General features: G+C 61.7%; 22 protein-coding genes, 1 tRNA gene and 1 pseudogene. 16 read left to right on the top strand and 8 right to left on the bottom strand.

Annotation, left to right across the window (positions count from 1 at the left end):
- The first annotated feature begins 703 nt into the window (after positions 1-703).
- Entirely contained in the window at positions 704-1,264 is a 561-nt protein-coding gene (locus tag RJT48_RS19910; protein WP_089769931.1) for a TATA-box-binding protein, read from the top strand.
- A 258-nt stretch (positions 1,265-1,522) separates the two neighbouring features.
- Complete coding sequence (locus tag RJT48_RS19905; protein WP_311174106.1) at positions 1,523-2,383, top strand: helix-turn-helix transcriptional regulator; 861 nt, start codon at positions 1,523-1,525, stop codon at positions 2,381-2,383.
- 532 nt (positions 2,384-2,915) lie between these two features.
- On the opposite strand, the pseudogene RJT48_RS20865 reads toward RJT48_RS19905, so the two are convergent.
- A pseudogene (locus RJT48_RS20865) lies at positions 2,916-3,131 on the bottom strand (DUF7542 family protein); the annotation flags it as partial.
- 239 nt (positions 3,132-3,370) lie between these two features.
- Between RJT48_RS20865 and RJT48_RS19900 the strand changes: the two are divergent.
- The 8 genes from RJT48_RS19900 (at position 3,371) to RJT48_RS19865 (ending at position 13,066) form a co-directional block, all read left to right on the top strand.
- On the top strand, positions 3,371-4,522 hold the full coding sequence (locus RJT48_RS19900; RefSeq protein WP_311174105.1) for a Cdc6/Cdc18 family protein: 1,152 nt from the start codon (positions 3,371-3,373) through the stop codon (positions 4,520-4,522).
- Positions 4,519-6,051 (top strand): FGGY family carbohydrate kinase, encoded by a 1,533-nt coding sequence (locus tag RJT48_RS19895; RefSeq protein ID WP_311174104.1) that lies wholly within the window; start codon positions 4,519-4,521, stop codon positions 6,049-6,051. Before RJT48_RS19900 ends, RJT48_RS19895 begins: the two co-directional genes overlap by 4 nt.
- A 442-nt stretch (positions 6,052-6,493) precedes the next feature.
- On the top strand, positions 6,494-7,702 hold the full coding sequence (locus RJT48_RS19890; RefSeq protein WP_425604747.1) for an extracellular solute-binding protein: 1,209 nt from the start codon (positions 6,494-6,496) through the stop codon (positions 7,700-7,702).
- A gap of 3 nt (positions 7,703-7,705) precedes the next feature.
- Positions 7,706-8,629: an ABC transporter permease gene (locus RJT48_RS19885; protein ID WP_425604742.1), complete on the top strand. Its 924-nt coding sequence runs from the start codon at positions 7,706-7,708 to the stop codon at positions 8,627-8,629.
- On the top strand, positions 8,629-9,462 hold the full coding sequence (locus tag RJT48_RS19880) for an ABC transporter permease (RefSeq protein WP_311174101.1): 834 nt from the start codon (positions 8,629-8,631) through the stop codon (positions 9,460-9,462). The genes RJT48_RS19885 and RJT48_RS19880 overlap by 1 nt, the downstream gene beginning before the upstream one ends.
- A gap of 3 nt (positions 9,463-9,465) precedes the next feature.
- Positions 9,466-10,497 carry an ABC transporter ATP-binding protein gene (locus RJT48_RS19875; protein WP_311174100.1) on the top strand — a complete coding sequence of 344 codons (1,032 nt, stop codon included), beginning with the start codon at positions 9,466-9,468 and terminating at the stop codon, positions 10,495-10,497.
- Between the two features lie 267 nt (positions 10,498-10,764).
- Complete coding sequence (locus RJT48_RS19870) at positions 10,765-12,108, top strand: hypothetical protein (protein ID WP_311174099.1); 1,344 nt, start codon at positions 10,765-10,767, stop codon at positions 12,106-12,108.
- Between the two features lie 169 nt (positions 12,109-12,277).
- Positions 12,278-13,066 carry an HAD-IIA family hydrolase gene (locus RJT48_RS19865; RefSeq protein WP_311174098.1) on the top strand — a complete coding sequence of 263 codons (789 nt, stop codon included), beginning with the start codon at positions 12,278-12,280 and terminating at the stop codon, positions 13,064-13,066.
- A gap of 134 nt (positions 13,067-13,200) precedes the next feature.
- Here RJT48_RS19865 and RJT48_RS19860 read toward each other — a convergent pair whose 3' ends face one another.
- A complete protein-coding gene (locus RJT48_RS19860; RefSeq protein WP_311174097.1) occupies positions 13,201-14,403 on the bottom strand; it encodes a Cdc6/Cdc18 family protein in 1,203 nt (400 codons plus the stop codon).
- A gap of 800 nt (positions 14,404-15,203) precedes the next feature.
- Here RJT48_RS19860 and RJT48_RS19855 point away from each other — a divergent pair.
- From RJT48_RS19855 to RJT48_RS19835, 5 genes are all read left to right on the top strand, one after another.
- On the top strand, positions 15,204-17,339 hold the full coding sequence (locus RJT48_RS19855; RefSeq protein ID WP_311174096.1) for a DEAD/DEAH box helicase: 2,136 nt from the start codon (positions 15,204-15,206) through the stop codon (positions 17,337-17,339).
- A gap of 86 nt (positions 17,340-17,425) precedes the next feature.
- Positions 17,426-17,499: transfer RNA gene (locus RJT48_RS19850), tRNA-Tyr, on the top strand.
- 175 nt (positions 17,500-17,674) lie between these two features.
- Positions 17,675-17,941: a DUF7123 family protein gene (locus tag RJT48_RS19845; protein WP_311174095.1), complete on the top strand. Its 267-nt coding sequence runs from the start codon at positions 17,675-17,677 to the stop codon at positions 17,939-17,941.
- Complete coding sequence (locus RJT48_RS19840) at positions 17,938-18,582, top strand: hypothetical protein (RefSeq protein ID WP_311174094.1); 645 nt, start codon at positions 17,938-17,940, stop codon at positions 18,580-18,582. The genes RJT48_RS19845 and RJT48_RS19840 overlap by 4 nt, the downstream gene beginning before the upstream one ends.
- A gap of 11 nt (positions 18,583-18,593) precedes the next feature.
- Complete coding sequence (locus RJT48_RS19835; protein WP_311174093.1) at positions 18,594-18,869, top strand: hypothetical protein; 276 nt, start codon at positions 18,594-18,596, stop codon at positions 18,867-18,869.
- Between the two features lie 359 nt (positions 18,870-19,228).
- Here RJT48_RS19835 and RJT48_RS19830 read toward each other — a convergent pair whose 3' ends face one another.
- The 4 genes from RJT48_RS19830 to RJT48_RS19815 all read right to left on the bottom strand — a co-directional run bounded on the left by RJT48_RS19830 (position 19,229) and on the right by RJT48_RS19815 (position 21,275).
- The gene (locus RJT48_RS19830) at positions 19,229-19,684 is read right to left on the bottom strand and encodes a toxin-antitoxin system TumE family protein (protein ID WP_311174092.1); all 456 of its coding nucleotides are present in this window, start codon (positions 19,682-19,684) and stop codon (positions 19,229-19,231) included.
- The gene (locus RJT48_RS19825) at positions 19,685-20,293 is read right to left on the bottom strand and encodes a DUF7342 family protein (RefSeq protein ID WP_311174091.1); all 609 of its coding nucleotides are present in this window, start codon (positions 20,291-20,293) and stop codon (positions 19,685-19,687) included.
- 115 nt (positions 20,294-20,408) lie between these two features.
- The gene (locus RJT48_RS19820; RefSeq protein ID WP_311174090.1) at positions 20,409-20,828 is read right to left on the bottom strand and encodes a RidA family protein; all 420 of its coding nucleotides are present in this window, start codon (positions 20,826-20,828) and stop codon (positions 20,409-20,411) included.
- Between the two features lie 150 nt (positions 20,829-20,978).
- Complete coding sequence (locus tag RJT48_RS19815) at positions 20,979-21,275, bottom strand: DUF5789 family protein (RefSeq protein WP_311174089.1); 297 nt, start codon at positions 21,273-21,275, stop codon at positions 20,979-20,981.
- A gap of 556 nt (positions 21,276-21,831) precedes the next feature.
- Between RJT48_RS19815 and RJT48_RS19810 the strand changes: the two genes are divergently transcribed.
- The gene (locus RJT48_RS19810; protein WP_311174088.1) at positions 21,832-23,337 is read left to right on the top strand and encodes a carotenoid oxygenase family protein; all 1,506 of its coding nucleotides are present in this window, start codon (positions 21,832-21,834) and stop codon (positions 23,335-23,337) included.
- 127 nt (positions 23,338-23,464) lie between these two features.
- On the opposite strand, the gene RJT48_RS19805 is transcribed toward RJT48_RS19810, so the two are convergent.
- Complete coding sequence (locus tag RJT48_RS19805; protein WP_311174110.1) at positions 23,465-24,289, bottom strand: ABC transporter permease; 825 nt, start codon at positions 24,287-24,289, stop codon at positions 23,465-23,467.
- A 125-nt stretch (positions 24,290-24,414) separates the two neighbouring features.
- The gene (locus tag RJT48_RS19800) at positions 24,415-25,476 is read right to left on the bottom strand and encodes an ABC transporter ATP-binding protein (RefSeq protein ID WP_311174087.1); all 1,062 of its coding nucleotides are present in this window, start codon (positions 25,474-25,476) and stop codon (positions 24,415-24,417) included.
- Positions 25,477-26,076 lie beyond the last annotated feature (600 nt).

Genomic DNA, 26,076 nt, shown 5'->3' with positions numbered 1-26,076 from the left:
CTTCATTGCGTGGTCCGTTCGTTGGTCGTTCAGTGCCACCAGACAGGTGTCACCGAACCACCAAGGCTAACATCAGATCCCATCTGTACGGCGGACCGCAGGGGTGGAATCCTCATCTCGTGTCCGGATTGATCGAAACGGTGTACGGGTATAAACCCGTTGAATCCGTCCCGCCCACGGCGACGCCGCGGGGGACCCGGACGGCGAGTGCGTGCGGAGTTGAACCGCACCCAATCGCGTCGTGTTCTTCGCATTACTGTCTGATGCCCGGGTTGTACTTAACCCCGTTGGTTCCGAACGAGTTTCGAAAAATTGTGTGGAATATGTGTGTTCGTCTAATAACACGAACGGTCGTCGAAAGCGAGTGACCGTTTGCCCACCGGGGGCCAAACCGGCCTGTCGACGAGAAAGTTTGTCGGGAGGAGATCGTCTACGATGGAGGTACAGGAAGGTTCGAGGGATTGTCTACGATGGAGGTACAGGAAGGTTCGAGGGATTGTCTACGATGGAGGTACAGGAAGGTTCGAGGGATTGTCTACGATGGAGGTACAGGAAGGTTCGAGGGATTGTCTACGATGGAGATGCGGGAGATCGTCTCCGTTGAAAATGATTCTTCGCGTGCGCCTGGGCGCGTATACGCGACCGAGCCAACTCTTTATAACGGGGGCCTTTATAAGGGAGGGGGAAGATATTCCGACAGAGCATGAGTGCGCCGGCAGATTCAATCGAGATACAGAACGTTGTCGCATCGACTGGGATCGGACAGGAGCTTGACCTCGAAGCGCTCGCAGAGGACCTGCCCGGTGCGGACTTCAACCCCGATAACTTCCCGGGGCTCGTCTATCGGACGCAGGAGCCGAAGGCTGCAGCACTGATCTTCCGCTCGGGGAAGATCGTCTGTACGGGAGCAAAGAGCATCGACGACGTCCACGAGGCGCTCGGGATCATCTTCGAGAAGCTCCGGGGCCTGAGCATCCCGGTCGACGAGGACCCCGAGATCACGGTCCAGAACATCGTCTCCAGTGCGGATCTCGGCCACAACCTCAACCTGAACGCGCTGGCGATCGGGCTGGGACTCGAAGACGTCGAGTACGAACCCGAGCAGTTCCCGGGCCTCGTCTACCGGATGGACGAACCCGAAGTCGTCATCCTGCTTTTCGGCTCGGGCAAGATCGTCATCACCGGGGGCAAGCGGACCGACGACGCGAAGACGGCCGTCGAAGAGATCGTAAAGCGGATCGACGATCTGGGTCTGCTCGGCTAATACGGATCGTATCGGCTCGCGTCGGTAGTCGGACCGCGCGGTGACCCAGATAACGGTAACGGCGTAACGGACGCCCAAACGTGGCGGGCGTGAGGGCGTGACCGTTGTACAGCACCGTGCGTACCGGTACCGGAATGCGATAGCGTGCGTGACGGCGCTGGAAGCTATAACGCGCGTAACGGTATCGCCCGCTTGACGCCCTGTGTGCACACGCAGACGATCGCACGAGAAGACAAACAGGAGACGAAGACGAATCGGATGCCAATGAGACCTGAAAAGGAAACGTCGACAGGAACGACCGACGCGTCAGCCGCGGGGTCAGCCACGGAGGCGGCGCACACCCGCGACCACATCTCGTTTCTCGTCGGATCGGCGGTACGCGTCGACATCTTCCGGACGTTGCGGGAGGGAACCTATCGGCCGAGTGAACTCGCCGCCGAGTGTGGCTGCGCCCGCGAGACTGCACAGCGAACGGTCGGCGCGTTCGTCGAGCGCGGCTGGGCGGAGAAGGTCTCGACGGCCGAAGGGTATCGGCTCACCCCCGCGGGTGAACTGCTCGCGCAGGGATACGAGGAGTTCGAGGCGCGAGCGGAGGCGACGATCCGGTGCCGGAAACTGCTTCGGAACCTCCGCGGCGTCGACGTCGTCTCGGCGCTGGAATACGAGACGCTCACGAGCCTCACGCACGCCGAGTCGACCGCCGAAAGCCCCCACGCGCCGCTGAATCGGTTTCTCTCAGTCGTCGACGACAGGCCCGTCGATGAGTTCTACGGGATAACGCCGATCGTGAGCCAGATCTTCAACAGAGCGGCCGACCGGGCCATCGGCCCCGAGAGTCACGTCGAACTCGTCGTCGACGAGAACGTCCTGCAAGCGTCGATGGAGGAGTATCCGCGGGATTTCGAGCGAGCAGCCGAACTGCCGGGACTCGAACTGTACGTCGCCGCGGAACCGCTGGAGTTCGGATTGATGACCGTCGACGACCACGCGTACCTGGGTGCGTACGACGACGACGGGAACTTGGTCGCGAGCGTCGACGGCACCGACGACGCGTTCGTCACCTGGGCGGACCGAACGTTCTCACGGATTCGCGAGCGGGCGAGTCGACAGGAGTTGTAAACTACCCCGCCCTACTCGCTCGCCGTTGGGCTCGCTTGTTGAGGGCGGGGCTTTCCCCGTGGTTACGGTTTCCATCCGCCTCCGTATATGGACGTGGCGCGGTTCACGGCGGCAGGACGAGCACGCGGAGGGGATTCCTGCGCGGTGTTTCGTCCCGTGGTCGAAGTCCGAAGCCGTCTCACCCGACTTTAATTTCCGGTGTTCTCGGCCATTCGTCTGGCTTCGTTGTCCCCGGATTCAGGGCCGGTCTACGGCGGCCCCTCCACGCGGTCCGTTTTGATCCCCGTGGAGTGTAACAGGGTCTGTCTCGGGGCGTGTTAAACCTATGCGAACGCGCTTCCTCCCCGCCCTGCTCACTTCGCTCGCTGAGGACGGGGCCTCCGCGCTACCGAACGGTGAAAAACGGGGTAGATCGACGGCCCCCGAACCGATGTGGGAGAAGGGAGGTACTCTCGTACTGGCTGTTGTAGTCTCTTCCCGGTGATCGTCGGTACCGGGTGCGAACACCGGGAAACAGTTACAACAGTCGTTGTCAGTCGCGGACGCTCGTCTCGTCGTCCAGATACAGCGGCGAGTCTTCGGACGTACACCCGGGACGGCCACAGACGCCGGCGTCGTCGCCGGCGCGCTCGACACCCGGAGCGAGTCGGTGCAGTTCCCACGTCGCTTCGTGCCCGGTCTCCGCGCGGTGCGTTTCGATAAACGACCGCGCCCGCGCGAGTCTGTCGAAGGTTTCCGTCCGCTCGCACTCGGTGCAAGTATCGTCCCGTTTGCAAGTCTTCTCTCACACGATCGCACGATGGCGTGCGATCGGATGAGTAATCAGTTGCAAACGGGACGATAACTGTCGCGCGTTGTGCGGCCATTGGTGTCTATATCCGCTAGAATTAACTGCGCGGATCTCGGCGAAACGAGCGGCAATTATTGCGAGAACCGCAACAAGAAATTTACGGCTGGTATAGAAAGAGTAGATATCTAAATAGTCCTATGGACCTCACGGAACGGATCGATCGGCGACGAAGCCGGAGCCAGGAAAACGATCTCATCGTCGACCGCGACGCGTTGAATCCGGCGGTGCATCCCCCCGAACCGGTCGGACGGGAGACGCTCTTCGAGGCGATGCTGGACGCGATCGACCCGCTTTTCGACCGGGCAGTGCCGCCAAACACGTACGTCTGGGGCCCCCCCGGAGCGGGCAAGTCGGCAATCGTTACAGCGCTGATTTCGGCACTGGAATCCGAGATGACCGGGCAACGGCCGTTCTATACGGCCACACGGAGCGGCAGCGGCCGCGCCGACGTCCGGTTCGTCTATCTCGACGCGCGGTACGCAAACAGCCGGTTCCGGATCTACCGCGAACTCCTGGATGGGCTGCTCGTCGACACTGTCCCGGAGCGCGGCGTGAGTACAGACGCACTGGAAGAGCGGATTACCTCCGTACTCGGGGCGAGCGAAACCGTCCTCGTCGCCGTCGACCACCTCGGCGAGGCGACGACGACCGGGGTCTCCGAACTGGGGTCGTTCTTCGAACCGTTCGACAACCTCGCCTGGCTGGGCGTCGGTCGCGACCCGCCCGAGGAACTGTCGATGCCGCTCCCGGAACAGCAGGTCCACGTGCCCGCGTACACGTACGAACTCGTCGACATCCTCACCGTCAGAGGGTCCCGCGGGCTCTCGCAGACCCTCGATCACGCCCACACACAGCGGATCGCAGAGTGGGCCGACGGCGACGCCCACGACGCCCTCGCCGCACTGTTCGTCGCCGCGACGGAGGCGGAAGCCGACGGCGAAACCCGGCTACGGGACGCTCACATCGACGCCGGAATCGAGGCAGTCCCGACCGACGGCGTGCCGATGGGCCAGGTACTGGCGCTGTCCGACAACGAAAAACAGGTCCTCGAACAGGTGCTTGAGCTCTCCCCCGACGGCGACGAGCGGATCGACGCCGTGGCCGCGCGGATCGCCGATCGGACCGACCTGACCGAGGGCACGGTGAAGCGCCTGCTCTACGAACTCGCCCAGTTCGGTGTGCTCGAACGGCGGGCGGTGGCTGTCGGCGGCGCGACGAACGGTCGTCGCCCCAGCGGCGTGGCGCCGAACTTCTCGGCGCGGCTGTTCGCGGCGCTGAGAGATCGATGAGTCCCGGGCCCTACATCGGCGCGCTCGACGGTGGCACGGGCGGAACCCGGTTCGTCGTGTTCGACAGCGACGGCGAGCGGATCTCGGAGGCGTTCACGGCGCACGAGCGGCTGACGCCGGCGCCCGATCGCGTCGAGTACGATCCGCTGACGCTGTGGAGCTGTGCGACCGACGCGATCCGACGGGGGCTCGTGCAGGCGGACATCGACTCCGAGCGGCTCTCCACGCTCGGCATTTCGAGCCAGCGGCAGACCGTGCTGCTGTGGGAGGCCGAGTCCGGGGAGCCCGTCACGAACGCCGTCAGCTGGCGGGATCGACGGACGACCGACCGGGTCGCAGAGTTGGATACGGACGACCGACGACTGATCAGAGAGCGCACGGGACTCGTCCCGGACGCGTACTTCGCCGCACCGAACGTCGAGTGGTTGCTGACCCACGGTCCTGAGAGTACTGGGGCCGCTGCCAGTCTGCGCGAGCGGGCGGCGGCTGGAGAGGTGCTGCTCGGAACCCTCGACTCCTGGCTCCTGTACAATCTCACGGGCACGCACGCGACGGACGTCACCAACGCCGCCCAGACGATGCTCTTCGACATCTACGACTGCGAGTGGGACGACGAGTTGCTCGCACTGTTCGACGTTCCGCCGGCCGCGCTCCCGACGGTCCACCCCTCCAGCGATCCGGACGGGTTCGGCAGGACCGATCCGGAGGGGATCCTGAACGCGGAAGTCCCCGTGACGGGCGTGATGGGCGACCAGCAGGCAGCGCTACTCGGCCGCGTCGCTTGCGACGATGCGGACGCGAAAGTCACCTACGGGACGGGGAATTTCTTCCTCCAGAATACAGGTACCGAGCCGGTCGACGCCGACGGGGAGCTACTGACAACGATCTGGTTCCAACAGGCCGGCGAAAAGCCCCAGTACGGGCTGGAGGGCCCAGTCTTTGCGACCGGTGCGATCCTGGAGTGGCTCCGGGAGGTCGGCCTCCTCGACGACGCCGCGGGGCTCGATCAGCTTCGCAGGACAGCGTCCCCGGGGGCAGTCACCCTGGTCCCCGGGTTCGGCGGCCTCGGGGCTCCCGACTGGGTGCCCGAACTCGACGCGGGGATCCTCGGGATACAGCGGAACACCGAGGCGGCGGACATCCTCAGAGCGGCCGTCGAGGCGATCGCGTTCGGGACGCGGGCGGTGATCGAAGCGGCTGAACGGGCGAGCGACAGCGAGCACAGCCGCCTGCTCGTCGACGGCGGCGCGATCCAAGACGACAACTTCGCGCAGCTGCAGGCGGACCTCATCGACCGGCCCCTAGTCAGATCGAACGTGACTGGAACCGCCGCCCTGGGTGTCGGCCTGGCGGCTGGCCTGGCGACGGGCGTGTGGGACTCGATCGACGAAATCGCCCCGCCGCGGTCGGCGAGCAGGACGTTTTCGCCGACAGGAGATGCCGATGCCGTCGACGAGGCATATCACGGGTGGCGAGACACTGTCGAAACGCTCGCCCGGCACCAGAGCGAACCCGATGGTCGGTCGTAGGCAGAAACTCGATGGTCGGTCGGAGGCAGAAACTCGATGGTCAGTCGGAGGTAGAAACTCGATGGTCAGTCGGAGGCAGAAACTCGATGGTCAGTCGGGGGTGAAAATCCGATAGTCGGTCACAGGCGGAAATCTGATTACCCCTCGTTCCGGCGATTGTTTATTGACGGTTGGGTACATATAAATAGACTATATACCGACTTTGATTGCGTACATCGCCCGAAACTGTTCGGAATCCGGGGGAATCGGTCGGTATAGCCGAGACCAGAGGCGTACGCGGGTCACTCAGGTGATGAACCGCTGTCTGAATTAGCCGGGAGCGAGTGATTCTCGGGTTATCCCGCCTCCGTCGGTCGAATCTGCGGAGAACGAGGCGACGTTACGGCCAAAGATTTATGATATATTGTCAGTAATCCGTTTACTGTTGGTGTCAAGAGTGCCGATTAAAGATCCGACCACACGGCGCAAAATCCTTGCATCGAGCGGTGTAATCCTCGGCGGCGGCGTTGCGGGCTGTCTCGGCGGCGACGGCGGCGGTGGCGACAGCGATGGAGACAGTGGCGGCGACAGCGGTGGAGACAGCGACAGCGATGGAGACGGTGGCGGCGACGGCTGTTCAGGCGAGACCTACGAAGTCGGTTACGACGACTCCCAGACGACGGTCTGTTCGGACAACTTCCCGACCGACGAGAAGCTCTACGTGTACGCCGTCCAGTCGGGATGGATGAACTGGCCGTCGGTGATGAAGGCGTTCAACGAGCAGTACGGCGTCCAACTCAACGACGACGACCGGTCGTCGGGAGAGGCGCTCAAGGACGCGCGGACTCACTCGCAGAACCCGACTCACTCGGCGTTTAACGGCGGATACACGTTCGCGATCCAGGCAATGCGGGACGGGCTCACCACAGCGTACAAACCAGCGAACTGGGACAAGGTCCCCGAAGACGCGAAGACCGAAAACGGTCACTGTACCGGAACGCGGAAGGTGACGACCGCGGTCACGTACCGCAAAGATATCTTCGAGGAGCGGGGACTGGACGAACCTGAAACGTGGGACGACCTGAAGCATCCCGACGTGATGCAGGACCTCGCCCTCCAGACGCCACAGGCTGCTGTCGGTCTCGCAGCCGCGCTGTCGATCAACAACGCCTACGGCGGGAGTCTCGACGACGTCCAGCCCGTGATCGACTACTACAACGAGATCCAAGAGGGTGGAGCTGAGTTCACCGACAACTTCCTCGCGCAGTTCACGAGCGGGGAGTACAGCTCGTTCATCAGGTACGATTACTCCGGACTGGACCTGAAGTACAACAACGAGGACGTCCCCGAAGAGAACGTCGGCGTGGCGCTACTCGAGGGGCCGGACGGCGATGCAGGTGCGTACAACGCGCTGTACGGGTACGCGATGCTGGCGGACGCACCGAACCCCGAGGCGGTCAAACTGTTTATGGATTACGTGCTCTCCCTCGAAGGACAGCAGCACTTCCTGGACGCGTATGCCCGACCGATCCGCGCACCCGAGATGGAGATGCCCGACGAGTTCCCAGCGCAGAGCCGCTACGAGGACACCCAGTTCATCGTCGATCAAGCGGAGCTGATAGACAAACAATCGGATATTATTCAGGACATCACGCGAGGAGCGGAACTCTGAGGAATGGCAACCGATCAACTATCGACGAGCACGCGCGTCTCGAACGCCGTTCGCAATGCTGTCGAGTCGGTAGTGTCGCCGACGACGGAACGACAGCGTGAGATACGTCGAGTCATCACTCTGTGTTTACCGTTCAGTATCCTCCTCCTGATTTCGGGGGTGTTTCCGTTGGCTGAAATGTTCCGTATCAGCTTTTCGGAAAGCCGGTTAGTGACGAAGGGATTCACCACCGAATTTTATCAGACACTGGTGGCAGATCCGTACTACCGGAATATCGCGTTCAACACGCTCTGGTTCGCGGCGGCGACGACGGTCGCTTCGATCTGTGTGGCTGTCCCAGTCGCCCACGCGCTCGAAAAGTACCGGTTGCCCGCGAAACCGGCGATACTGACTGTGCTGTCCTTCCCGAACAGTCTACCCGGGATCGTGGCGGCGTTTATGATCATCATCCTGTTCGGTAACACGGGAGTGTTCACCAACGTCATCGCGTTCCTGTCCGGGCAATCGCGTATCGATGTCGCGTTTTCGACCGGTGTGTTGGGACTGTTCTTCGCGTACATTTACTCGATGATTCCACGAGCATTGCTGTTGCTCCGTGGAACCTACGCCGAGGTCAACACGGACGCCGAGGAGGCAGCCCGGGTTCTGGGTGCGACACCATTAGAGACGTTCCGGTACGTCACACTGCCGCAGATAAAACCGGGCCTGATCGGCGCGGCCGTCCTGGTGTTTCGGACTGGCCTGGCCATCTTCGGCACGGTGCTGATCCTGAAGGGACTGCTCGTGTGGACCCTCCAGATCGACCGTGAACTGACCCAAGGGTTCAACATCGCGCAGGCGTCCGCGATGGCGACGCTCTGGTTCGCGTTCGTGTTCGGCTTCACAGTACTGATACTCAAATACACCACAGCCGAGGTGAGTATCTGATGGTGGGTCGCTTCTCTGAGGGCAGCGTTTCGGCGAGGTACGGCCGTTCGTTTGTCAAGCTCGTGTTGGTTCTGACGTTGGTGTTCCTCGCCTTCCCCGTCGTGATGACGTTCCTCAGTTCGTTCGCGTCTGACTGGTCGGCGGTCTTCCCCACCGGGTTCGTCACCTTCGACCACTGGAGTGACGTCATTTACGGAACGGACATCGGTGCCGACGTCGCGGTTGGCTCGTCGCTGGCGTACAGTACCGGACTGGCCCTCGGTGGGGTGATCATCAACCTCATCGTCGGCGTCCCGATTGCATACGCCATCGCCCGCTACGAGTTCTGGGGGCGAGACTGGGTCAACGTGTTCGCCATCCTCCCGCTCGCACCCGGGATCATCCTGGGCATCGCGTTCCTCCGGACCTATCCCGACCTGTCCACGTCCGGAATTGCCCTGATAATCGGGTATTCGCTGCTGAAAGCACCGTATATGGTGATGGCAGTCCAGTCGAGTTTCCAGTCGATGGATCTCCGGCAACTCGAGGAGAGCGCTCGGTCGCTCGGGGCGTCCTGGCCGCGAACGTTCCTCACAGTGATTGTCCCGAACGCAAAGACGGGAATCATCGCCGGTTCCATTATCTCGTGGACACTCGCAGCCGCCGAATTCAACTTCTCGTATATCGTCTACTCGCGCGGGACGCCCCCGCTGGCGATCTTCCTGTACAACAACATCACGAACGCGTCGTTCCTGAATGCGGCCGCGGCAGTCTCGATATTCTTCCTGCTGATCGCGCTGGTCACGATCTCACTGCAAATCATCGGTAACAGGGGTTCGTTCCGGAGGATCTGAACTATGTCAGAGGTTGCACTAGAAAACGTCACGAAACGATTCGATTCGACAGTTGCCGTCGACGATGTCTCGATCAACATCGCCGACGGGGAAGTGATGGGTATCGTTGGCCCGTCCGGATGCGGCAAGACGACGGCGTTGCGGCTGGTCGCCGGGTTCGAGACGGCTACCGGCGGGACGATCCGGTACGCGGGCGAGGATGTCACGCACGTCCCCCCGGAGAACAGAAATGTCGGCCTAGTGTTCCAGTCGTACGCGCTCTTCAACAATATGAGCGTGCTGAAGAACATCACCTTCGGGCCGAAGATGCACGGGGTCGGCAAAGAAGAGCGGAAGGAACGGGCGTACGAACTGCTTGAACTCCTCGACATCGAGGAACTGGCAGAACGCAGCCCACAGACGCTCTCCGGCGGGCAACAGCAGCGCGTCGGCCTCGCCCGGGCGCTCGCGATCGAACCCCATATCCTGCTGCTCGACGAGCCGATGACGGGGTTGGACGCCAAACTGAAACAGACGCTGCGACAGGAACTCGGGGAACTGCTGGACGACCTCGGCGTGACCACGCTGTACGTCACGCACGACCAAGAACAGGCGATGTCGATGTGCGACCGCATCGCCGTAATGAACGACGGCCACCTGGAACAGATCGGGACGCCCGCGGAGATCTACGAGGAGCCGGCAAACGAGTTCGTCGCCGGGTTCATCGGAACCGCGAACCTCCTGAAGGCGACGATCCACGGCGACCGTGTCTCCCTCGGGTTCGCTGAGATCGACGCCCACCCGGGCACCGGTGCCGACGGGGAGGTGACGATGCTCGTCCGCCCTGACGACATCGTGGTCGGCGAGGGGCCGATCGACGTCGAGGTGACGAACCTCTTCTATCAAGGAGAACACATCCAGGCGAGGGGGATTCTCCCGGACGGACAGGAGGTGATTCTCAGCCTGGACCGATCGCTCACGGACGTCTCGACCGGAGACACACTGTCTGTGGACATCGATCCGGATACGGTGCACGTGATCGAGTCGACCAGGTAATTCGGGCCCGGAGCATCTGGACAGATCACGTCGGTGGGCGGCGGACACCGACGTCGCTTCGCGGACTGGGTCCGAACGCGGTCGGTGTCCCACTGCGGATCGTTTCGGCCGCGGTCGGTGTCCCACTGCGGATCGTTTCGGCCGCGGTCGGTGTCCCACTGCGGATCGTTTCGGCCGCGGTCGGGGCACCTGTCCCGATTGTTTACTTGCACTCCCGGGATTGGAAGTAATTTTTAAGGCAGATACCCGAGAAGGTCTACGGGAACCATGACTGATCGAACCTTCGACGACGCGCTCGGGTCAGCGGAGAGCCCCACGGAGTTTCTGCGGAAGAATCGTGGCCGCCACCCCTACCCGGTCCCCGAAGAGCACACGAACTGGATCGAAGAGGTCCGCAGTTGGCGGGAGAGCTGCAGCCTCTCGGATCTCTCTCATCACCAGAAGGATCTCTACGTGGAGGGCCCCGAGGCGCTCGACGTCTTCGCGGATCTGGGCGTCAACGACTTCACGAATTTCGAACCGGGACAGGCCAAGCAGTTCGTCGCCTGCAATCCGAACGGCTACCTGATCGGCGACGGGATCCTGTTTTTCCTGGACGAAAACCAACTGAAACTGACCGGGACGCCGGTGACGCCGAACTGGGTCGAGTACAACCTCGAAACCGCCGACTACGACGCGACATCGACGGCCGACGAGCGGTATCACGACAAGGACGAACCCCACCGGACGTTCCGGTACCAGCTGCAGGGACCGAACGCGCTCGACGTGATGAAAGCCGCCGTCGAGGGGCCGCTGCCGGAAATTCCGTTCTTCAACTTCGACGAGGTAACCATCGCCGGCGTGGAAGTACGGGCGCTGAAACATTCGATGGCCTCGAACGCCGGCTTCGAGATCTGGGGCCCCTGGGAGGAGGGCGAGGCAGTCCGCAATGCACTCGTGGAAGCGGGCGAACCCCACGGCCTCAGACAGCTCGGCGAGAAGAGTTACAAGGCGCAGGGACAGGAAAAAGGGTGGATCGCCCGGCCACTGCCCGCAGTCTACGGTGACGAGATGGCAGACTACCGCGAGTGGCTTGACGCCGACACCTACGAGGCGATCAGCACGCTCGGCGGGAGTTTCTACTCCGAGGACATCTCCGATTACTACCTGAATCCGATCGAACTCGGCTACGAGCGCTTCATCGACTTCGATCACGACTTCGTCGGCAAGGAGGCGGTGGAGACGATGGTCGAGGAGCCACAGCGGGAGAAAGTGACGCTCGTGTGGGACGACGAGGACGTGCTCGACCTGTTCAGATCGCTCCTGAGCGAGGGAGAGACGTACAAGTACTTCGATCTCTCGATGCCGTACTGGGCGGTCTTCCACTACGACGAGGTGCTCGACGGCGACGAGACCGTCGGGCTGGCGAAGTACTTCGGCTACACCTACAACGAGCGGTCGGTGCTGTCCCTGGCGCTCGTCGATCAGGAGTACAGCGAACCCGGCACGGAGGTGACGCTCGTCTGGGGCGAAAAGGGCGGCGACTCCCCCAACCCGAAGGTCGAATCGCACGCACAGACAGAGATCACAGCCACCGTCGCACCCAACCCGTACGTCGACGCCGAGAGATAGGGCCTGAGAGATAAATGATAGAACGCACTGCTCGTTTACTGAACGGTTGCACAGTATCGGTAACTGGAGCGGCATCTGAGCCTCGCGGGCGGGGAAACGAGCGGAATGGACCCGGAATGAGTCACCGCGTACAATCGGGATCGGAAACACGTCCGATCCGGTGTGAGGGATGAACGGGGCCTACGAAGCGGCGATCTTGGATCTCGACGGGACGGTCTATCTCGGCGATGGACTCGTCCCCGGTGCCGACGAGAGCGTTCAGCGGCTCCGGGACCGCGGAGCAGAGGTGCTGTTCCTCACCAACAAGGCGATCGCCCGCCGTCGGGACTACAGCGAGAAACTGACGGGACTCGGCATCGAGACAGCCGAAAGCGACGTCATCAACTCGGGGTGGGTGACAGCCCAGTACCTCAAGAAGAACCATCCGACCGCAGAGGCGTTCGTCGTCGGCGAGACGCCGTTGCTCGAGGAGTTCCACGACGCCGGACTGTCTACGACGACCGAGCGCCCCGGCGATCTCGTCGTGGCGTCGATGGATCGACAGTTCGACTACGAGGCCCTGGAACTCGCATTGGAGACGCTGGATGGTGGGGCGCCGTTCGTCGCGACCAACCCGGATCGGACCTGCCCGATCGAGGGTGGGGCGATTCCGGACGCCGCGGGGATGATCGGCGCCATCGAGGGCGTGACTGGCCAGACCGTCGACGAGATCCTCGGGAAACCGTCGCCGACGATGGTCGAAACCGCGCTCGATAAGGTCGGTGTGGAACCGGAGTCGTGTCTGATGATCGGCGACCGGATCGAGACCGACATCAAGATGGGAAAACGCGCCGGGATGACGACGGTGCTCGTGTTGTCGGGCGTGACAGACCGAGAAATCCTCCAGGAATCGGAGATCTCGCCGGATTACGTCCTGGAATCGTTGGCGGATATCGACGAAGTACTGCAGGAGCGGTAGATCGTCGTTCACTCACAGTTCCCGCTGAATGCGAAGCCTTCCACCCAAACGCACTCGCTGCCGGTCGGACTCGCGGTCCCGGACCGCGGTTCAGCCGGCTTTTGTGCAACTCCTGGGAGTCCTTCCGACGCTACCTACCCCACGTCTTCGGTCAGGACTTCCTTGACGACGCCCGGATCTTCGAGCAGCTGGTGTTTGGTGTAACTCCCTTCGGCGCTCCCGCCGCTGTGTTTCGACTGTTCGATGATATCCAGGAAGGCGTGTTCTTTCAGGAGGTCTCGGACCCGACGCAACGAGAGCGTATCCGAGCCCTGGCCCTCGCAGATGTTCTCGTAGACCTCGTAGACCCGACTCGTCCGGAATCCCTCCTGTCGGTCACTCGAGAGGGAGAGAATCGCGAGCGCTTGGAGCACATATCGGGAGTGCGGCGTCGACCCGCGAATCAGTTCCCGGAAGCGGTCGGTCTCCGCGCGCTCGCGAGCCTGAGTGACGAACTCCTCGCGGACGGTTCGGGCGCCCTCGGATTGGGCGATCTCGCCGGCGTACCGGAGGATGTCGATCGCTTTCCGGGCGTCCCCGTGCTCCCGCGCGGCGAGTGCCGCCGCCCGTGGAATTGTCGAGGGTTCGAGGATGCCGTCGCGGAAGGCGTCCGACCGGGCCTCCATAATGTTCCTGAGTTGGTTCGCGTCGTACGGCGGGAAGACGAACTCCCGTTCACAGAGGCTGGATTTGACCCGTTCGTCCATCCGATCTTTGTACTGGATCTTGTTGCTGATCCCGAGCACCCCGAGTTTGCAGTCGTCGATCTTCCCGGCCTCGCCCGCCCGTGACAGTTGCATCAGGATGTCGTCGTCGGAGAGTTTGTCGATCTCGTCGAGGAGGATGAGGACGACGTCGTACTGCGCATCGAGGATCCGCCAGAGCCGCTTGTAGTACGTCGAGGTGCTGAGTCCCTTGTCGGGGACCTTGATCTCGGTGACATCGGGCTCGTTAACGCTGTCGGCGATGGTCTGGACCGCCTGCGTCTCGGTGGTGTCCTGCGCGCAGTCGACGTAGGCGAAGGTGGCCTTGACGTCCTCTTCGCGGGCCGTCTCGACCAGCCGCTGAGAGACGTACTTCGCACAGAGGGACTTGCCCGTTCCCGTCTTCCCGTAGATGAGGACGTTACTCGGGCTCTGTCCGAATATCGCGGGGTTTACTGCCGCGGCGAGGTCGGCGATTTCGTCGTCGCGGCCGACGATGCGTCTCTCCCCGGGGAGATGGTTGATTTCGAGGAGTTCCTTGTTGGCGAAGATGGGATCCTCCCGCGTGAAGAGATCGTCGCTCGTGTTCGACATACTGCAGGACACCGGGTTTCCGGTGAAATACGTTGTCATTCCGAGAGGGGATCGGGCGAATGTGGTCCGGTTGGCGGACGGAAATCACACCGTCGACACACACACACCGTGTTTCCGGTGAACAGGGAGAGAGGAGGAGTAAGCGGAGATGAAGCGGAGGTTTCTATTCACCGGAAACCCGGTGTGTGAACGAACGCGTGCTTCAATGAAGGCCTGGGGGCGGAGATCTGAGCGCCGAAAACGGCGTCATACCGGCGCCGAAAACGGTGTCATACCGAGTCCAAGGGATTTGGAATGTTTCGACTGCGCCGCGAAGAACCAATTACACAGTCTTTGAGAACTCTCTTAATGGCCTATACAAAACTATAGAATAAATATGTTGCTATTTGAAGGTCAGAATACCGCCGTGAAGGGAACTTTATTGTAGCGTTTGCAACTGATTACTGATCCAACCGTACGCTGTCGAGCGATCGTGTGAGCGACGACTTGCAAACGCTACTATAGATCGGCCGCGAAGGCAACTCCAAATTGGGACTAAGATGAGGTATTTCACCGGAAACGCGGTGTGTAAACGCTGAGGCCCGACCTATTCGTCGGGGAGATATCATCAGATGGCGTCTTACGGGAATCACTTAGTCGGTCAGATCGATAATCGGATTGTTTCACCGGAAACACGGTGTGCCTCGCTTCACTACAGAGGGACCCCGTTTGCAACCGCTTCACCGGAAACCTGGTGTGCGTCCGAATCTGAAAAAATGTAGTCGCAAACCGTTTCCCGATCGGGGCCCTTCCTCCGTGTAATGACAGAGGAGACGGGGGATCGCCCCGACGGAACTACAGACGACGGTGCCGACCTCCCGGTCTCCGCTACGGATGACGACGCTGGTGCGGACTCAGATGACGGCGCTGATCCTGACTCGGATGACGGCGCTGATCCTGACTCGGATGACGGCGCTGATCCTGACTCGAACACCAAAGTTACCGACGCCAGCCCGGATGATTACCCGGCTGCTACTGCAGATCAGGACACCGGTCCAGAGCGCGGCAAGGGACCAGCCCACGAACGCAACACGACCACAATCGATCTAGACCGGTTCCGTGACGCGCTGCAGGCAGAGGGCCGCCCCGTGGTGACAGCCTCGGAAGTCGCCCGACGACTCGACACGACGCAGGCCGCGGCCGCCGCCGATCTCGATGCATTGACGGATGCGGGGAGTGTCCAGCGGGTCGACGTCGAACCTGACCCAGTCGTGTACTTTCCGACCGAGTGGCAGCAACTCGCCGACAGGGAGCGTGTCGTCCTGTTCCCCGAGCGCAGAGAGATCGTCGTCGACCAGCCGACGCAGTACACGCGCGCTCAACTCTCGCAATTCGCCCACCTCCTCGATTCGACGGGCGAGCGCGAGCGGACCGCCGCCGAGGGAAACACCGACTCTCGCGGCTACCTCTACACGGTGAGACAGGAAGACATCTGGCAGGCACCATTCGACGATGTCGACGACCTTCTCGGCGTGATCCGGTCGGTACTCCCTCGCCGCTCGCCGCAGTTCGAAGAGTGGATCGAAACGCAGTGGAAGCGGGCGAACCGATTCAGGCTCTTCACCCACGAGGACGGCTACGTGATCCTCGAAGCCGCCTCCGAGAGCCTGATGGGGAACGTCGCCAGACAGAAACTCGACGACGAACAGTTGGTCGCACCAATCTCCGATACGGAGAGTTGGGTGCGTGAGGGTACCGAAGCGGAGATCAAGCGCGTGCTCTACGAGGCGGGCTATCCAGTCGAGGACGACCGTGAACTCGATCCTGGTGACCCACTCGAGACGGACCTGACTGTCGACCTCCGGGACTATCAGCGCGACTGGGTCGACCGCTTCCTAGAACAGAAGTCCGGTGTGCTCGTCGGCCCCTCCGGCGCCGGCAAGACCGTGACGGCGATCGCCACCCTCGCCGAAGTCGGTGGCGAGACGCTGATCCTCGTGCCATCCCGTGAACTCGCGTCGCAGTGGCGTGCGGAACTCCGCCGGCACACGACACTCTCCGACGAGCAGATCGGCGAGTATCACGGCGGACAAAAGGAAATCCGCCCAGTCACGATCGCGACCTACCAGACCGCCGGAATGGACCGGCATCGCTCCTTGTTCGACTCCCGAGCGTGGGGGCTCGTCGTCTACGACGAAGTCCACCACATCCCCGCGAAGATCTACCGCCGAAGCGCGGATCTGCAGACGAAACACCGACTCGGGCTCTCCGCGACTCCCGTCCGAGAGGACGACAAGGAAAAGGAGATCTTCACGCTCATCGGGCCACCGATCGGGACCGACTGGTCGAAGCTCTTCGAGGCGGGCTACGTGCAAGAGCCGGAGGTCCGGATCCAGTACGTCCCGTGGGCCGACGACACTGCGCGCAACGAATATGCGAGCGCCGACGGACGCGGCAGACACCGGATCGCCGCCGAAAATCCCCAGAAAGTCGCCGAAACCCGTCGATTGCTGGAGGCACACCCCGATGCGAAAGCGCTCGTCTTCGTCGACTGGCTCGATCAGGGCGAGACGCTGGCGGACGCGCTCGACGTTCCCTTCGTCAGCGGCGAGATGCCTCACTACCGACGGGAAAGAGTGTTCGAGTCGTTCCGCGAGGGCGACCTTCGGACCCTGGTTATCTCACGCGTCGGCGACGAGGGAATCGACCTCCCGAACGCGGAGTTGGCGATCGTCGCCTCCGGGCTCGGCGGCTCGCGCCGCCAAGGAGCACAGCGCGCCGGGCGGACGATGCGGCCCGCGGGTGGATCGATGGTGTACGTGCTCGCCACCCGCGGCACGTCCGAGGAGGACTTCGCCCAGCGACAGATGCGTCATCTGGCCGAGAAAGGAGTGCGGGTGACTGAATCGGAACGAAGCCTCGGACAGGGCACAGAACGCGAGACGGAATCGGAGTAAACTCCTTCCAAAGCAGAGTCGTCGCCGATAATCGACAGACCCGATGAGTAACCCTTAAGTCTGACAGCCGTGCTACGTTGAGGTGCCCGCCCTTAGCTCAGCCTGGTAGAGCAGCCGACTGTAGATCGGCTTGTCCCCCGTTCAATTCGGGGAGGGCGGACTCGATTTTTGGCCGAACTGTGGCATACTCCTAGATACCGATATACGGCTTCTGGGACACCCAAAACGTCAGAATTGGGGTTTCGAAATCGGCACGAAAATGGGGAGTTGAATTGGAGGCAAGCCGCCTCCGTTCGCTGTCTGCCGGTTAGTATAGTTGAACGGGGGTGGTCTGCGTGAATTCGACGAAAGACGCAGTCTATATTCCCGACGAACTGCAGGAAGATATCGCCTCGTTGCTACTCGATAGACTCGGGGACGATTCGCACCTCTATCTACACAGTAGCGATCTGAGTGAACACCTCGATACGAACGCGAAGCGAGTCGGTCGAACCCTCGAAATTGCTGCTGAAAGCGTCGGTCTCCAGGCTTCAAAGTGGGCTCACAACGGAAACTCGACGACGTGGCTCATCGAGCGCATTGAACAGGAGGGAGATCGATGACCGGGTGTGTCTCCTGCAGCGCTCCGACTCCTCGGCGGAAGTGTAAGCAGTGTTCGCTTGTGGATCGCGCCGAGGAGCTTGTCGACGATGTCGACGACTATCCAGAGTGTCCGGAGTGCGGTGGAGAGACCACCGCCGAGGGCGTCGAGTGCTACAAGTATCGGAAGAGCGAGGACGCCGAGGCCAGCTTCTCGTCGGCCGACGGCTACCCGAGATTTAGCGACCGAGCCGACCTCTACTACCGGCTCAAGCTCCGGAGTGCGTATGACCGGAGCTACGCCAACGCGGAGCTCCGCGCCGAGGTCGCGGTACCGAGTAACCGGTACCTCACCGTCCAGAATGCCGAAGGGACGGGAGACACTGACTTTGATGATATCACCTCCTGGTCGGAGGTCACCTCGCAGTTCGACAACGAGGGCGAAGAGGTCACTATCGACTCGACGATCCAGCCCGGTCAAACAATCGCCTTCAACGCGAACTATCTCGTCACCGGAGACGAGCGAGACGCTATCGAATCCTCCGGCGTCGTGGGTGGTCCGATCGACGACAGTGGCGGTGGCCCACTGAGTAACATCCCGGTGATCGGCGTCATCGTCGCCGCGCTCGGAGCCGTTTGGGCTCGCATCCGAGGATTGTTCTGAGGTGGTATAGTATGGTAGAAGTCCCAGGCCCGCCGATATCAGATCTGCAGGAGATCGCATCGTCGAACGTGAGCCGCGTGCTCTTCGCGGCGTTCATCTACCCGGTCCTGCAGTTTTTCGCTAAGACGAGCGAGCTCATTGGGACGCTCTTCGACGTGTTCATCATCCCGGCGACCTCGTTCATCGATGGCCTCGGAGCGCTCCTCTTAGCGATCGTCGGCGGCGCGGCGAATATCACCGATGCCGGATCCGGAGCCGCCGCTCGAATACGTTGGAGAGTCGGTTAATCTGAGGAACCGCGTCGGTTCGCACCGCCGGGAGCGTGACGGAAGCCTGCGGCTCTCGTATGTCTCACTCCCCGAGTGCAGGAAGTTCTAACTTAGTCAGATCGAATCGGAGTTGCTCGGAGCGCACTGGCTCGCGTGTGATCAAGCACCGCGAGACCAGTATTAGTAGTCTCTCGCCGACGATAGCGACGGCGGTACCTGAACTTGCTGGAACGCTACGGACTCATCGAGCAGCACGGATCGACGCGCGATTCGTCATACGTGTCCGTCCAACTGTAGCGGCGTGTCGAAAACAGAACGCGGGAACACCTGATGACGAAGATCTCTCCGAACGCCGCTGAGAGGTGGACGGGTCCTCACTATGGTGGATTCGCGGCTTCGTTAAGATGCGCTATTGAATCCGTTTCGTACGCCCGCCGCCAGAGACTGTGGACTGCTCGCGCAACGATCATCGGACCAGTAGCGGTGACGCAGGACTCCTCAACGTCGTCGGAGCGCGCTTCCGGCGGTCGGTGGAAGTGTTTCACCGGTGCGTCCGGCTTCGGATGGTAGTCGTACCGGAAATTGACGTCCTGCTCGTCGACGTGATGGAAGCTGTAGTATCCCTTCTGGAACCATCGGACGTCGAACCGACACCAGGACGCATCGGCGATGCCGTCGGAGAACTGTACTTCGAGCTTCGTCGGATCCAGACGACTGTCGAACCCCGCCGTCTCCACGAGGCCGTCGAGACGCGTGAACACCGTTCGGATCCGGTCGAGTGCGACGTCGTCGATCGGGCCGACGTTCCCCTCGATATCCGTTTGCGGCGCCATCTATGCCGTTCCGCCCGTGTCGTCGCCGAGTGTCCCTCGCTCCCGTGCGACGGTGCCATCGGACGCGCGAGCCGCGGCCGAGCGGCTGTCGTCGGGGTCGAAATCGTAGAGCGTGAGCGCCGCCTGAGCGATCTCCAGGTTCTGCTCGATCTGCTGCCAGCGCGTGAGATCCTGCCAGCCGTCGTCGCCGGGTTCTAATTCGAGCGTGAGTTCGTCGACGTCGACGACGTCGTACTGCTCTTGGAACTCTCGGCGCTCCTCTTTGAGATCCTGGATCGCCTGGCGGATCTCGTCTTTCGTGTGTTCGCGGTGGATGTCGGCGATCCGGCGCATCGCCAGCATCTGCGGGGCACGCATATACCGCGTGCCGGCGTCCGTCGTGATCGTCTTCACGCGGCCGGTCTCCGCGAGTGCGGCGAGGTGCTTCCGCGCGGTCGGATCGCTCACGCGAGCGCGATCGGCGATCTCGCCCGCGCTCTGTGGCTCGGTCGTGACGTCGATGATCTGCCGGACGCGCTCGAAGGTCGTCGTGTCGGCCTTCCAGTCCTCGACGGCGGCCTCGTTGACGTCGCCCTCCCAGCGGTCATCCGCGTATTTGCCGTCTGCCATTGCACCGTATTACACCACTTGGACGTAAATTTGTTTTGTTGGAGAAAATCTATATTTCGTCACATCGTTACTCGAATATCATCGTCGTTGCACCCCCTGCAAAAGCCCCGGTATTTCAAGATTCGTCTTCGTCGACGACCGCGACGGCCTCGTCGACGACCGCGACGGCCTCGATCTCGACGAGGAGTGCCGGATCGATCAGCCGGCTCACTTCGAGCATACTCGTGGCCGGCCGGATGTCACCGAAGTACTCTCCGTGCGCCTCGCCGATTGCCTCCCAGTCGTCGATATCGGTGACGAACATCCGGGTTCGGACAACGTCGTCCAGCGACGCGTCGGCCTCCGCGAGCGCGTCCTCAATGTTTGAGAGCGCCTGTTTGGTCTGCTCGTAGGGATCGTTCTCGCCGAAGACGTTGCCGTCTTCGTCGGTCGCGGTCGTGCCGGAGACGTGGATCTGCGAGCCGACTCTGACTGCGCGGGAGTAACCGACGCGCGATTCCCACTCAGTGCCGGAGGTGATTCGGCGGCGTTCCATATCTACTGGCTATGTGGGAGTGTGAAACCTATTTCGGGGATCGCAAGAGTGGAAGAAGTTATCAATTAGACTGGCAAACTATCTCAATGGAAGCCACGGGAGGATACCCTCGCTGAAGCAGCACCAGGTCAGGGAGAGCGGGAGCAACGGTCAGAACGAGACGATAGATTCATCGTCCACGTCGGTTCCGAACGCCGTCCCGCTCCGGTCATCATAATATTTGCGTCCAATGAATGTCTCACCGAGATTCCCGATAATTGCGGTATAGAGTGCATTCGAGGTTAAGTACTTCCCCTCTTCGAGTGGGTCTAACGTTTCCTGAATAGTCACCGAATCACCGTAGGGAGACGTTATTTCAACTGCCCCGATCTGTTCAATTACAGTCGAATGCATCACTGGGAACTCGAGCGACTCTTCGACGACTTGTTCTGTTTCTGAATATTCCATCTCTACTGTTTGGGAACCGATATTTCGATCACCGTATTATCCGCAGGTGGCGAACACAAATCAACCCTGATAGTTTTTATCAGGTGCCGAGATTTGATTATGTGAGTTACAGCAGGTGACATTCTATTCGTGTCAAAAATCAGAAATTACATCTACGACCACAGACTACAGAAGCAACTGGTGGCATCCTCGTCAGATCTCCTCGGTCGATATCGAGAACGGCCAGTCGCCGGACATCGGTGGGGCCGAAACCGCGAAACCGACTTGCCTTGATCCCAGTGCGGAGGGAAGTGACACCGCTCTCCCGTTCCCGCCACGTTCTATATCGGGTACTGACTCGCCGCTTCGACTGGGTGACCGGACCCAAATCTCCGTGTCCCGTCAGTGAACGGCTATCCACGATATCTCGCTTCGTCCCCCCAACACTACAGAGGCTCACCGGACATTGAAGCACTCGTCAACACCGCATCGGTATCTGCGAAAACATCAATGTGACCGTATGCGACCGACAGGCGGGGCCAGTATCGTTTACTCGCTGCCGACCGGCTATGGGAATATGGAATCGCATCCTGGCTTCCACTCGCTCGACGACGAGCGGACGGCGTCACTCGCAGTCGAGGGATCCCTGCCCGAGTGGTTGACTGGAAGCCTCATCCGCACCGGGCCCGGAACCTTCTCGCTCCCCGGCGGGAAGAGCGTCGACCACTGGTTCGACGGGTTGGCGATGTGCTATCGGTTCACGTTCGACCCTGAAAACCGGGCGGGAGCCGCCGTCGACGGGGCCGAAGACGCCGTTCACTACCGAAATCGGTTCCTCGAGACCGACGCCTACGGGGAGGCACAGAGGGGTGATTTCACCGGCGGTTTCGCGACTGGCGAGACGACACTCCGAGACCGTGTCAAAGCGCTGTTCACCGAGCCGTATGACAACACCAACATCATCGTCGAGCGCGTCGGGGATCGATATCTCGCGCTGACAGAGTCCCCGCGGGCGGTCGTGTTGGATCCAGAGACGTTCGCCGTCGAGGGACACTTCCAGTATGACGGACCAGAGCCTGCCGGCCAACTGGCGTGTGCGCACCTGAAACGCGACCCAGCGACGGGAACGCTGTTCAACGTCGAGACGGCGTTCGGCCGCACCAGCACCTATCACGTCCACGCGCTGACCGAGGACGGCGAGCGACGCCACGTCGGCAGCGTCGATACCGACGCCCCGGCGTATATGCACAGTTTCGCGTTGACGCCACACTACGTCGTGCTCACGGAATTCCCGCTCCGGGTGAACCCGCTCTCGTTTTTCAAACCCGGGCGCCAGGCACCCTTCATCGAGCAGTTCGAGTGGCAACCCGACCGCGGGACGCGAGTGATCGTCATCGATCGAGGCAGCGGCGAGGTCGTCGCCGACCCGATTACGGATGCGCTGTTCGGTTTTCACCACGTCAACGCCTTCGAGCGGGACGCCGGGACGGGCCTGGTTTTGGACGTGGAGACGATCCCGGACGCGACGGCAATCGAGGAACTCTCCCTCGAAACTCTTCGGGAGGGGGACCTCGACGCTATCGCCGGACGTCTCGAACGATTCACAGTCGACCTTGGTGGAGTGACGGGAAAGGCCCGATACGGGACCGGCAATGTGACGATAACTCGGGAAACCCTGTACGACGAGGGGACGGCACTGCCTACCGTCTCACCCGCACGGTGGTGTCAGCCGCACCGCTACGTCTACGCGATGAGTATGGACCAGCCCGCGACCGATTGGGCAACCGGCGTGATGAAATACGATGTGAAGACCGGCGCCGTGACAGAGTTCGAGAGCGGCGGCGACTACTTCGGCGAGCCGCTCTTCGTGCCCGGAGCAGACGAGACAGCGGACACGAACGCTGCCGAAGACGCGGGCGTCGTGCTCACGGTCGCCTTAGATATCGACGCCGGCCACTCGCGCCTGCTCGTCCTCGACGGCGAGCGCTTCGAGGAACGAGCGCGGATCGACCTTCCCCACGCCACACCCTTCGACTTCCACGGCCGGTACTTTCCGGAGATCCGGGCGAAACCGACCGATTGAGGCCGTTGTTCGGCGCAGGGATGTGGTCTGGCATCGGCGGGTCTGGCATCGGCGACGTAGGCCTGTGCGTTTCCTGACTCGAGACTCCTGTGTCGCGTTGATTCCAATCGCGCCTCAAAAGCGGGTCTCAGTAATCTCCGAGCACGCCAAGCCGTCGCGCTCGACGCGTCGCGTAGTGAAAGACGATGTACCCCCCGACGAGGTAGCCGACAGCGACGCCGACGAGCAGCCCGATATCGAAGATGCCGAACTCCCACAGTCGGACGCCGTCGACCATCGCCCGCTGGAGCAGTGCGCTCCCGTGAGCGAGGGGGAGAAAACGGGTCCACGGGGCGTCGAGCACCGGCGCCGAGATCAGTACGACGAACCCGAACTGCAGGAGATTCAGCCAGTTGCCGATCCGCTTGTAGAGGACCGTGATGCCGCCGGCCGCGAATCCGAGCCCGATCACCGAGGTGATCGCGAGGCCTGCCACCGTGATCACCGTGATCGGGTCGATGCTGAGTCGGGTCCTAGTGAGTAGCAACATTACCGCGAGAACGGCGGCACTGGTGAGAAACGTCCGAACGACCTTCGCAACCCCCTTCAGCAGCGCCACCGGCGCGAATCCGAACGGGGTGGTAATGTGGCGTTCGAGGGTTCCCCACTGCACTTCGCTGCCGATATCGTTCGACACAGACGAGTACGCGCCGACGGACAGCGTCCACAGGAAGTATCCCACGATGATCCCCTCCAGGGAGTCAGTCAACGCCTGCCCGGCGAGGAGTCGCCCGCCGTAGAACAGCACCCCGAAGAAGAACAGCGCGATGACGATCCCTCCGATCGCGTTTGCAGGGTAGCGGACGAAGATCAGATACTCGCGGTAGAGGACCGCCCGTGCGAGGTGGTAGTAGGTGGCTGGGCGGGGTTCGTCGGCGGCGACACCTGTGGATGACCGGGGAGTGTCAGCGATACTGGCGGTTGACCGGGAATCCTCGTCGGCGACACCGGCGGTTGACCGAGAATCCTCCTCGGCGACACCACTGGTGGTCGACGGATCGCTACCGCCGTCACATACCGCTGTGTCGATGTCTCGACTCACGATGGACGCTCCTGGCCGCCGAGTCTCTCCGATCCGATCCCGGTCAGATCGACGAATACCTCCTCTAAGTCCGGTTGCACGGTTCTGATGTCTTCGACGGTGACCCCGGCCTCGCGGAGTTCGTCCAGCAACTCGTAGAGCGCGTCGCCCGCCGCGGTAACCTCGATCTGTGTGCGACCGTCGACTGACTCGACGGCCTGAACCTCGAATCGCCTTCGAAGCGTCGTGAGGACCGCGTCGTCGATGTCGACGCTCGTCACACGCACCGAGTCCCGACTCGTCCCGGACAGCAGTGCCGTGACGGAGTCGTCGGCGACGACCCGCCCGTCTGCCATCATCACGACGCGATCGCAGACATCTTCGATGACGCCCATATCGTGGCTGCTGAGGACGACGGTGAGGTCCTCCTCGCGAACGAGACGGCGCAGCTCCCGCCGCAACGTGCGGGAACTTTCGACGTCGAGCCCGAGCGTCGGCTCGTCGAGGAACACGAGCTTTGCCCCGCCCGCGAGGACGCTCGCGAGCGACACTTTCTGTTTCATTCCCCGGGAGAGCTCCCGAACGGGCGTGTCGGCCTTCGCTGCGAGATCGAACCGGTCTAGCAGCCGGTCGTGTCGCTCCGCCACCGAATCCGGATCGACGCCGTGAATCGTCGAGAAGTACCGCAGGTTTTCGCGGACCGTGAGGCGCCAATAATCGTTGCGCGCACCCTCCAACATTGCGTCGACATCTGCGTACGCCGCCCGGCGGCCGTCGGCCACGTCGGTGCCGAAGATGCGAACCGAGCCGGCGTCCGGGATGACGATCCCGAGCACGCACTTGATCAATGTCGTCTTGCCGGCGCCGTTCGGCCCAAGCAATCCCACAACGGAACCCCGGGTAACGTCCAGACTCACGTCGTCGACCGCCAGAACTGCATCCTCGCCGATCCCGAATCGCTTCGAGACGCCGTCGATCGCGAGCGCCGACTCGCCCGAACTGTCGCGACCAGCCGTGTTACGGTCCGTCGTCGCATCGACTCCGACTGGCTCACGATCCGTCGCCGCGCTCTTCACCATTATCCGATTTAGGGGCTGAACGCATTTAGTCGCGTCCGTCTGGACAATCCTCCGCGGCCGTGAGCTCTCGACACAGTGGAATTGGGTTGCCGGTCACGCCCCGTAGCGGCAGCCACATCCGATCTGCAATCAAAAATGGGACCTTCCATCTCCGTCGATGTACCTCGGTCGAAGGTCGGCTGTCGAATCCGGGAAATCCCTGCCGAATCCGGGAAATCCACTCCGAAGTGAACTCGACACCGGAGATTTCAGACCGGGCACCGCCCTCGGACCCGTCGGCTATCCGAACCTCCCAGCCGTGGGTTTCGGTGATTACCTCCCAGTCGTCGATGTCGGTGACGAACAGCCGTGCCCGGACGACGTCCGCGCGGGGGGCTGTTTACGATACGTTCGAGATGCGATGCCAGACCCACGGAACTCTCTAAATCTGTCCGCAGTAACGATACTGGGAACGCCGTGAGGTAGCGGTACAGAAGAAACCCCAAAATGTTGTTAACTTATATTTGATTATACGAATATTTTTATCCGCAGAGCGTCGATTCCCAATTATAACAACATCGTCCGCTGAATACCTCTCGTAAGCCAAGCCAGCCAAACCGA

Source organism: Halobellus ordinarius, assembly GCF_031823395.1.
Lineage (GTDB): Archaea > Halobacteriota > Halobacteria > Halobacteriales > Haloferacaceae > Haloquadratum > Haloquadratum ordinarius.
The sequence above is the reverse complement of the archived record's forward strand: the minus strand, read 5'-3'. Positions and strand labels throughout refer to the sequence as shown.

Bases quoted from the DNA above. Each gene is read 5' to 3' on its own strand.
- RJT48_RS19910 (WP_089769931.1), top strand. From the start codon at position 704: ATGAGTGCGCCGGCAGATTCAATCGAGATACAGAACGTTGTCGCATCG.
- RJT48_RS19905 (WP_311174106.1), top strand. From the start codon at position 1,523: ATGCCAATGAGACCTGAAAAGGAAACGTCGACAGGAACGACCGACGCG.
- RJT48_RS19900 (WP_311174105.1), top strand. From the start codon at position 3,371: ATGGACCTCACGGAACGGATCGATCGGCGACGAAGCCGGAGCCAGGAA.
- RJT48_RS19895 (WP_311174104.1), top strand. From the start codon at position 4,519: ATGAGTCCCGGGCCCTACATCGGCGCGCTCGACGGTGGCACGGGCGGA.
- RJT48_RS19885 (WP_425604742.1), top strand. From the start codon at position 7,706: ATGGCAACCGATCAACTATCGACGAGCACGCGCGTCTCGAACGCCGTT.
- RJT48_RS19880 (WP_311174101.1), top strand. From the start codon at position 8,629: ATGGTGGGTCGCTTCTCTGAGGGCAGCGTTTCGGCGAGGTACGGCCGT.
- RJT48_RS19875 (WP_311174100.1), top strand. From the start codon at position 9,466: ATGTCAGAGGTTGCACTAGAAAACGTCACGAAACGATTCGATTCGACA.
- RJT48_RS19870 (WP_311174099.1), top strand. From the start codon at position 10,765: ATGACTGATCGAACCTTCGACGACGCGCTCGGGTCAGCGGAGAGCCCC.
- RJT48_RS19865 (WP_311174098.1), top strand. From the start codon at position 12,278: ATGAACGGGGCCTACGAAGCGGCGATCTTGGATCTCGACGGGACGGTC.
- RJT48_RS19860 (WP_311174097.1), bottom strand. From the start codon at position 14,403: ATGTCGAACACGAGCGACGATCTCTTCACGCGGGAGGATCCCATCTTC.
- RJT48_RS19855 (WP_311174096.1), top strand. From the start codon at position 15,204: ATGACAGAGGAGACGGGGGATCGCCCCGACGGAACTACAGACGACGGT.
- RJT48_RS19840 (WP_311174094.1), top strand. From the start codon at position 17,938: ATGACCGGGTGTGTCTCCTGCAGCGCTCCGACTCCTCGGCGGAAGTGT.
- RJT48_RS19835 (WP_311174093.1), top strand. From the start codon at position 18,594: ATGGTAGAAGTCCCAGGCCCGCCGATATCAGATCTGCAGGAGATCGCA.
- RJT48_RS19830 (WP_311174092.1), bottom strand. From the start codon at position 19,684: ATGGCGCCGCAAACGGATATCGAGGGGAACGTCGGCCCGATCGACGAC.
- RJT48_RS19825 (WP_311174091.1), bottom strand. From the start codon at position 20,293: ATGGCAGACGGCAAATACGCGGATGACCGCTGGGAGGGCGACGTCAAC.
- RJT48_RS19820 (WP_311174090.1), bottom strand. From the start codon at position 20,828: ATGGAACGCCGCCGAATCACCTCCGGCACTGAGTGGGAATCGCGCGTC.
- RJT48_RS19815 (WP_311174089.1), bottom strand. From the start codon at position 21,275: ATGGAATATTCAGAAACAGAACAAGTCGTCGAAGAGTCGCTCGAGTTC.
- RJT48_RS19810 (WP_311174088.1), top strand. From the start codon at position 21,832: ATGGAATCGCATCCTGGCTTCCACTCGCTCGACGACGAGCGGACGGCG.
- RJT48_RS19800 (WP_311174087.1), bottom strand. From the start codon at position 25,476: ATGGTGAAGAGCGCGGCGACGGATCGTGAGCCAGTCGGAGTCGATGCG.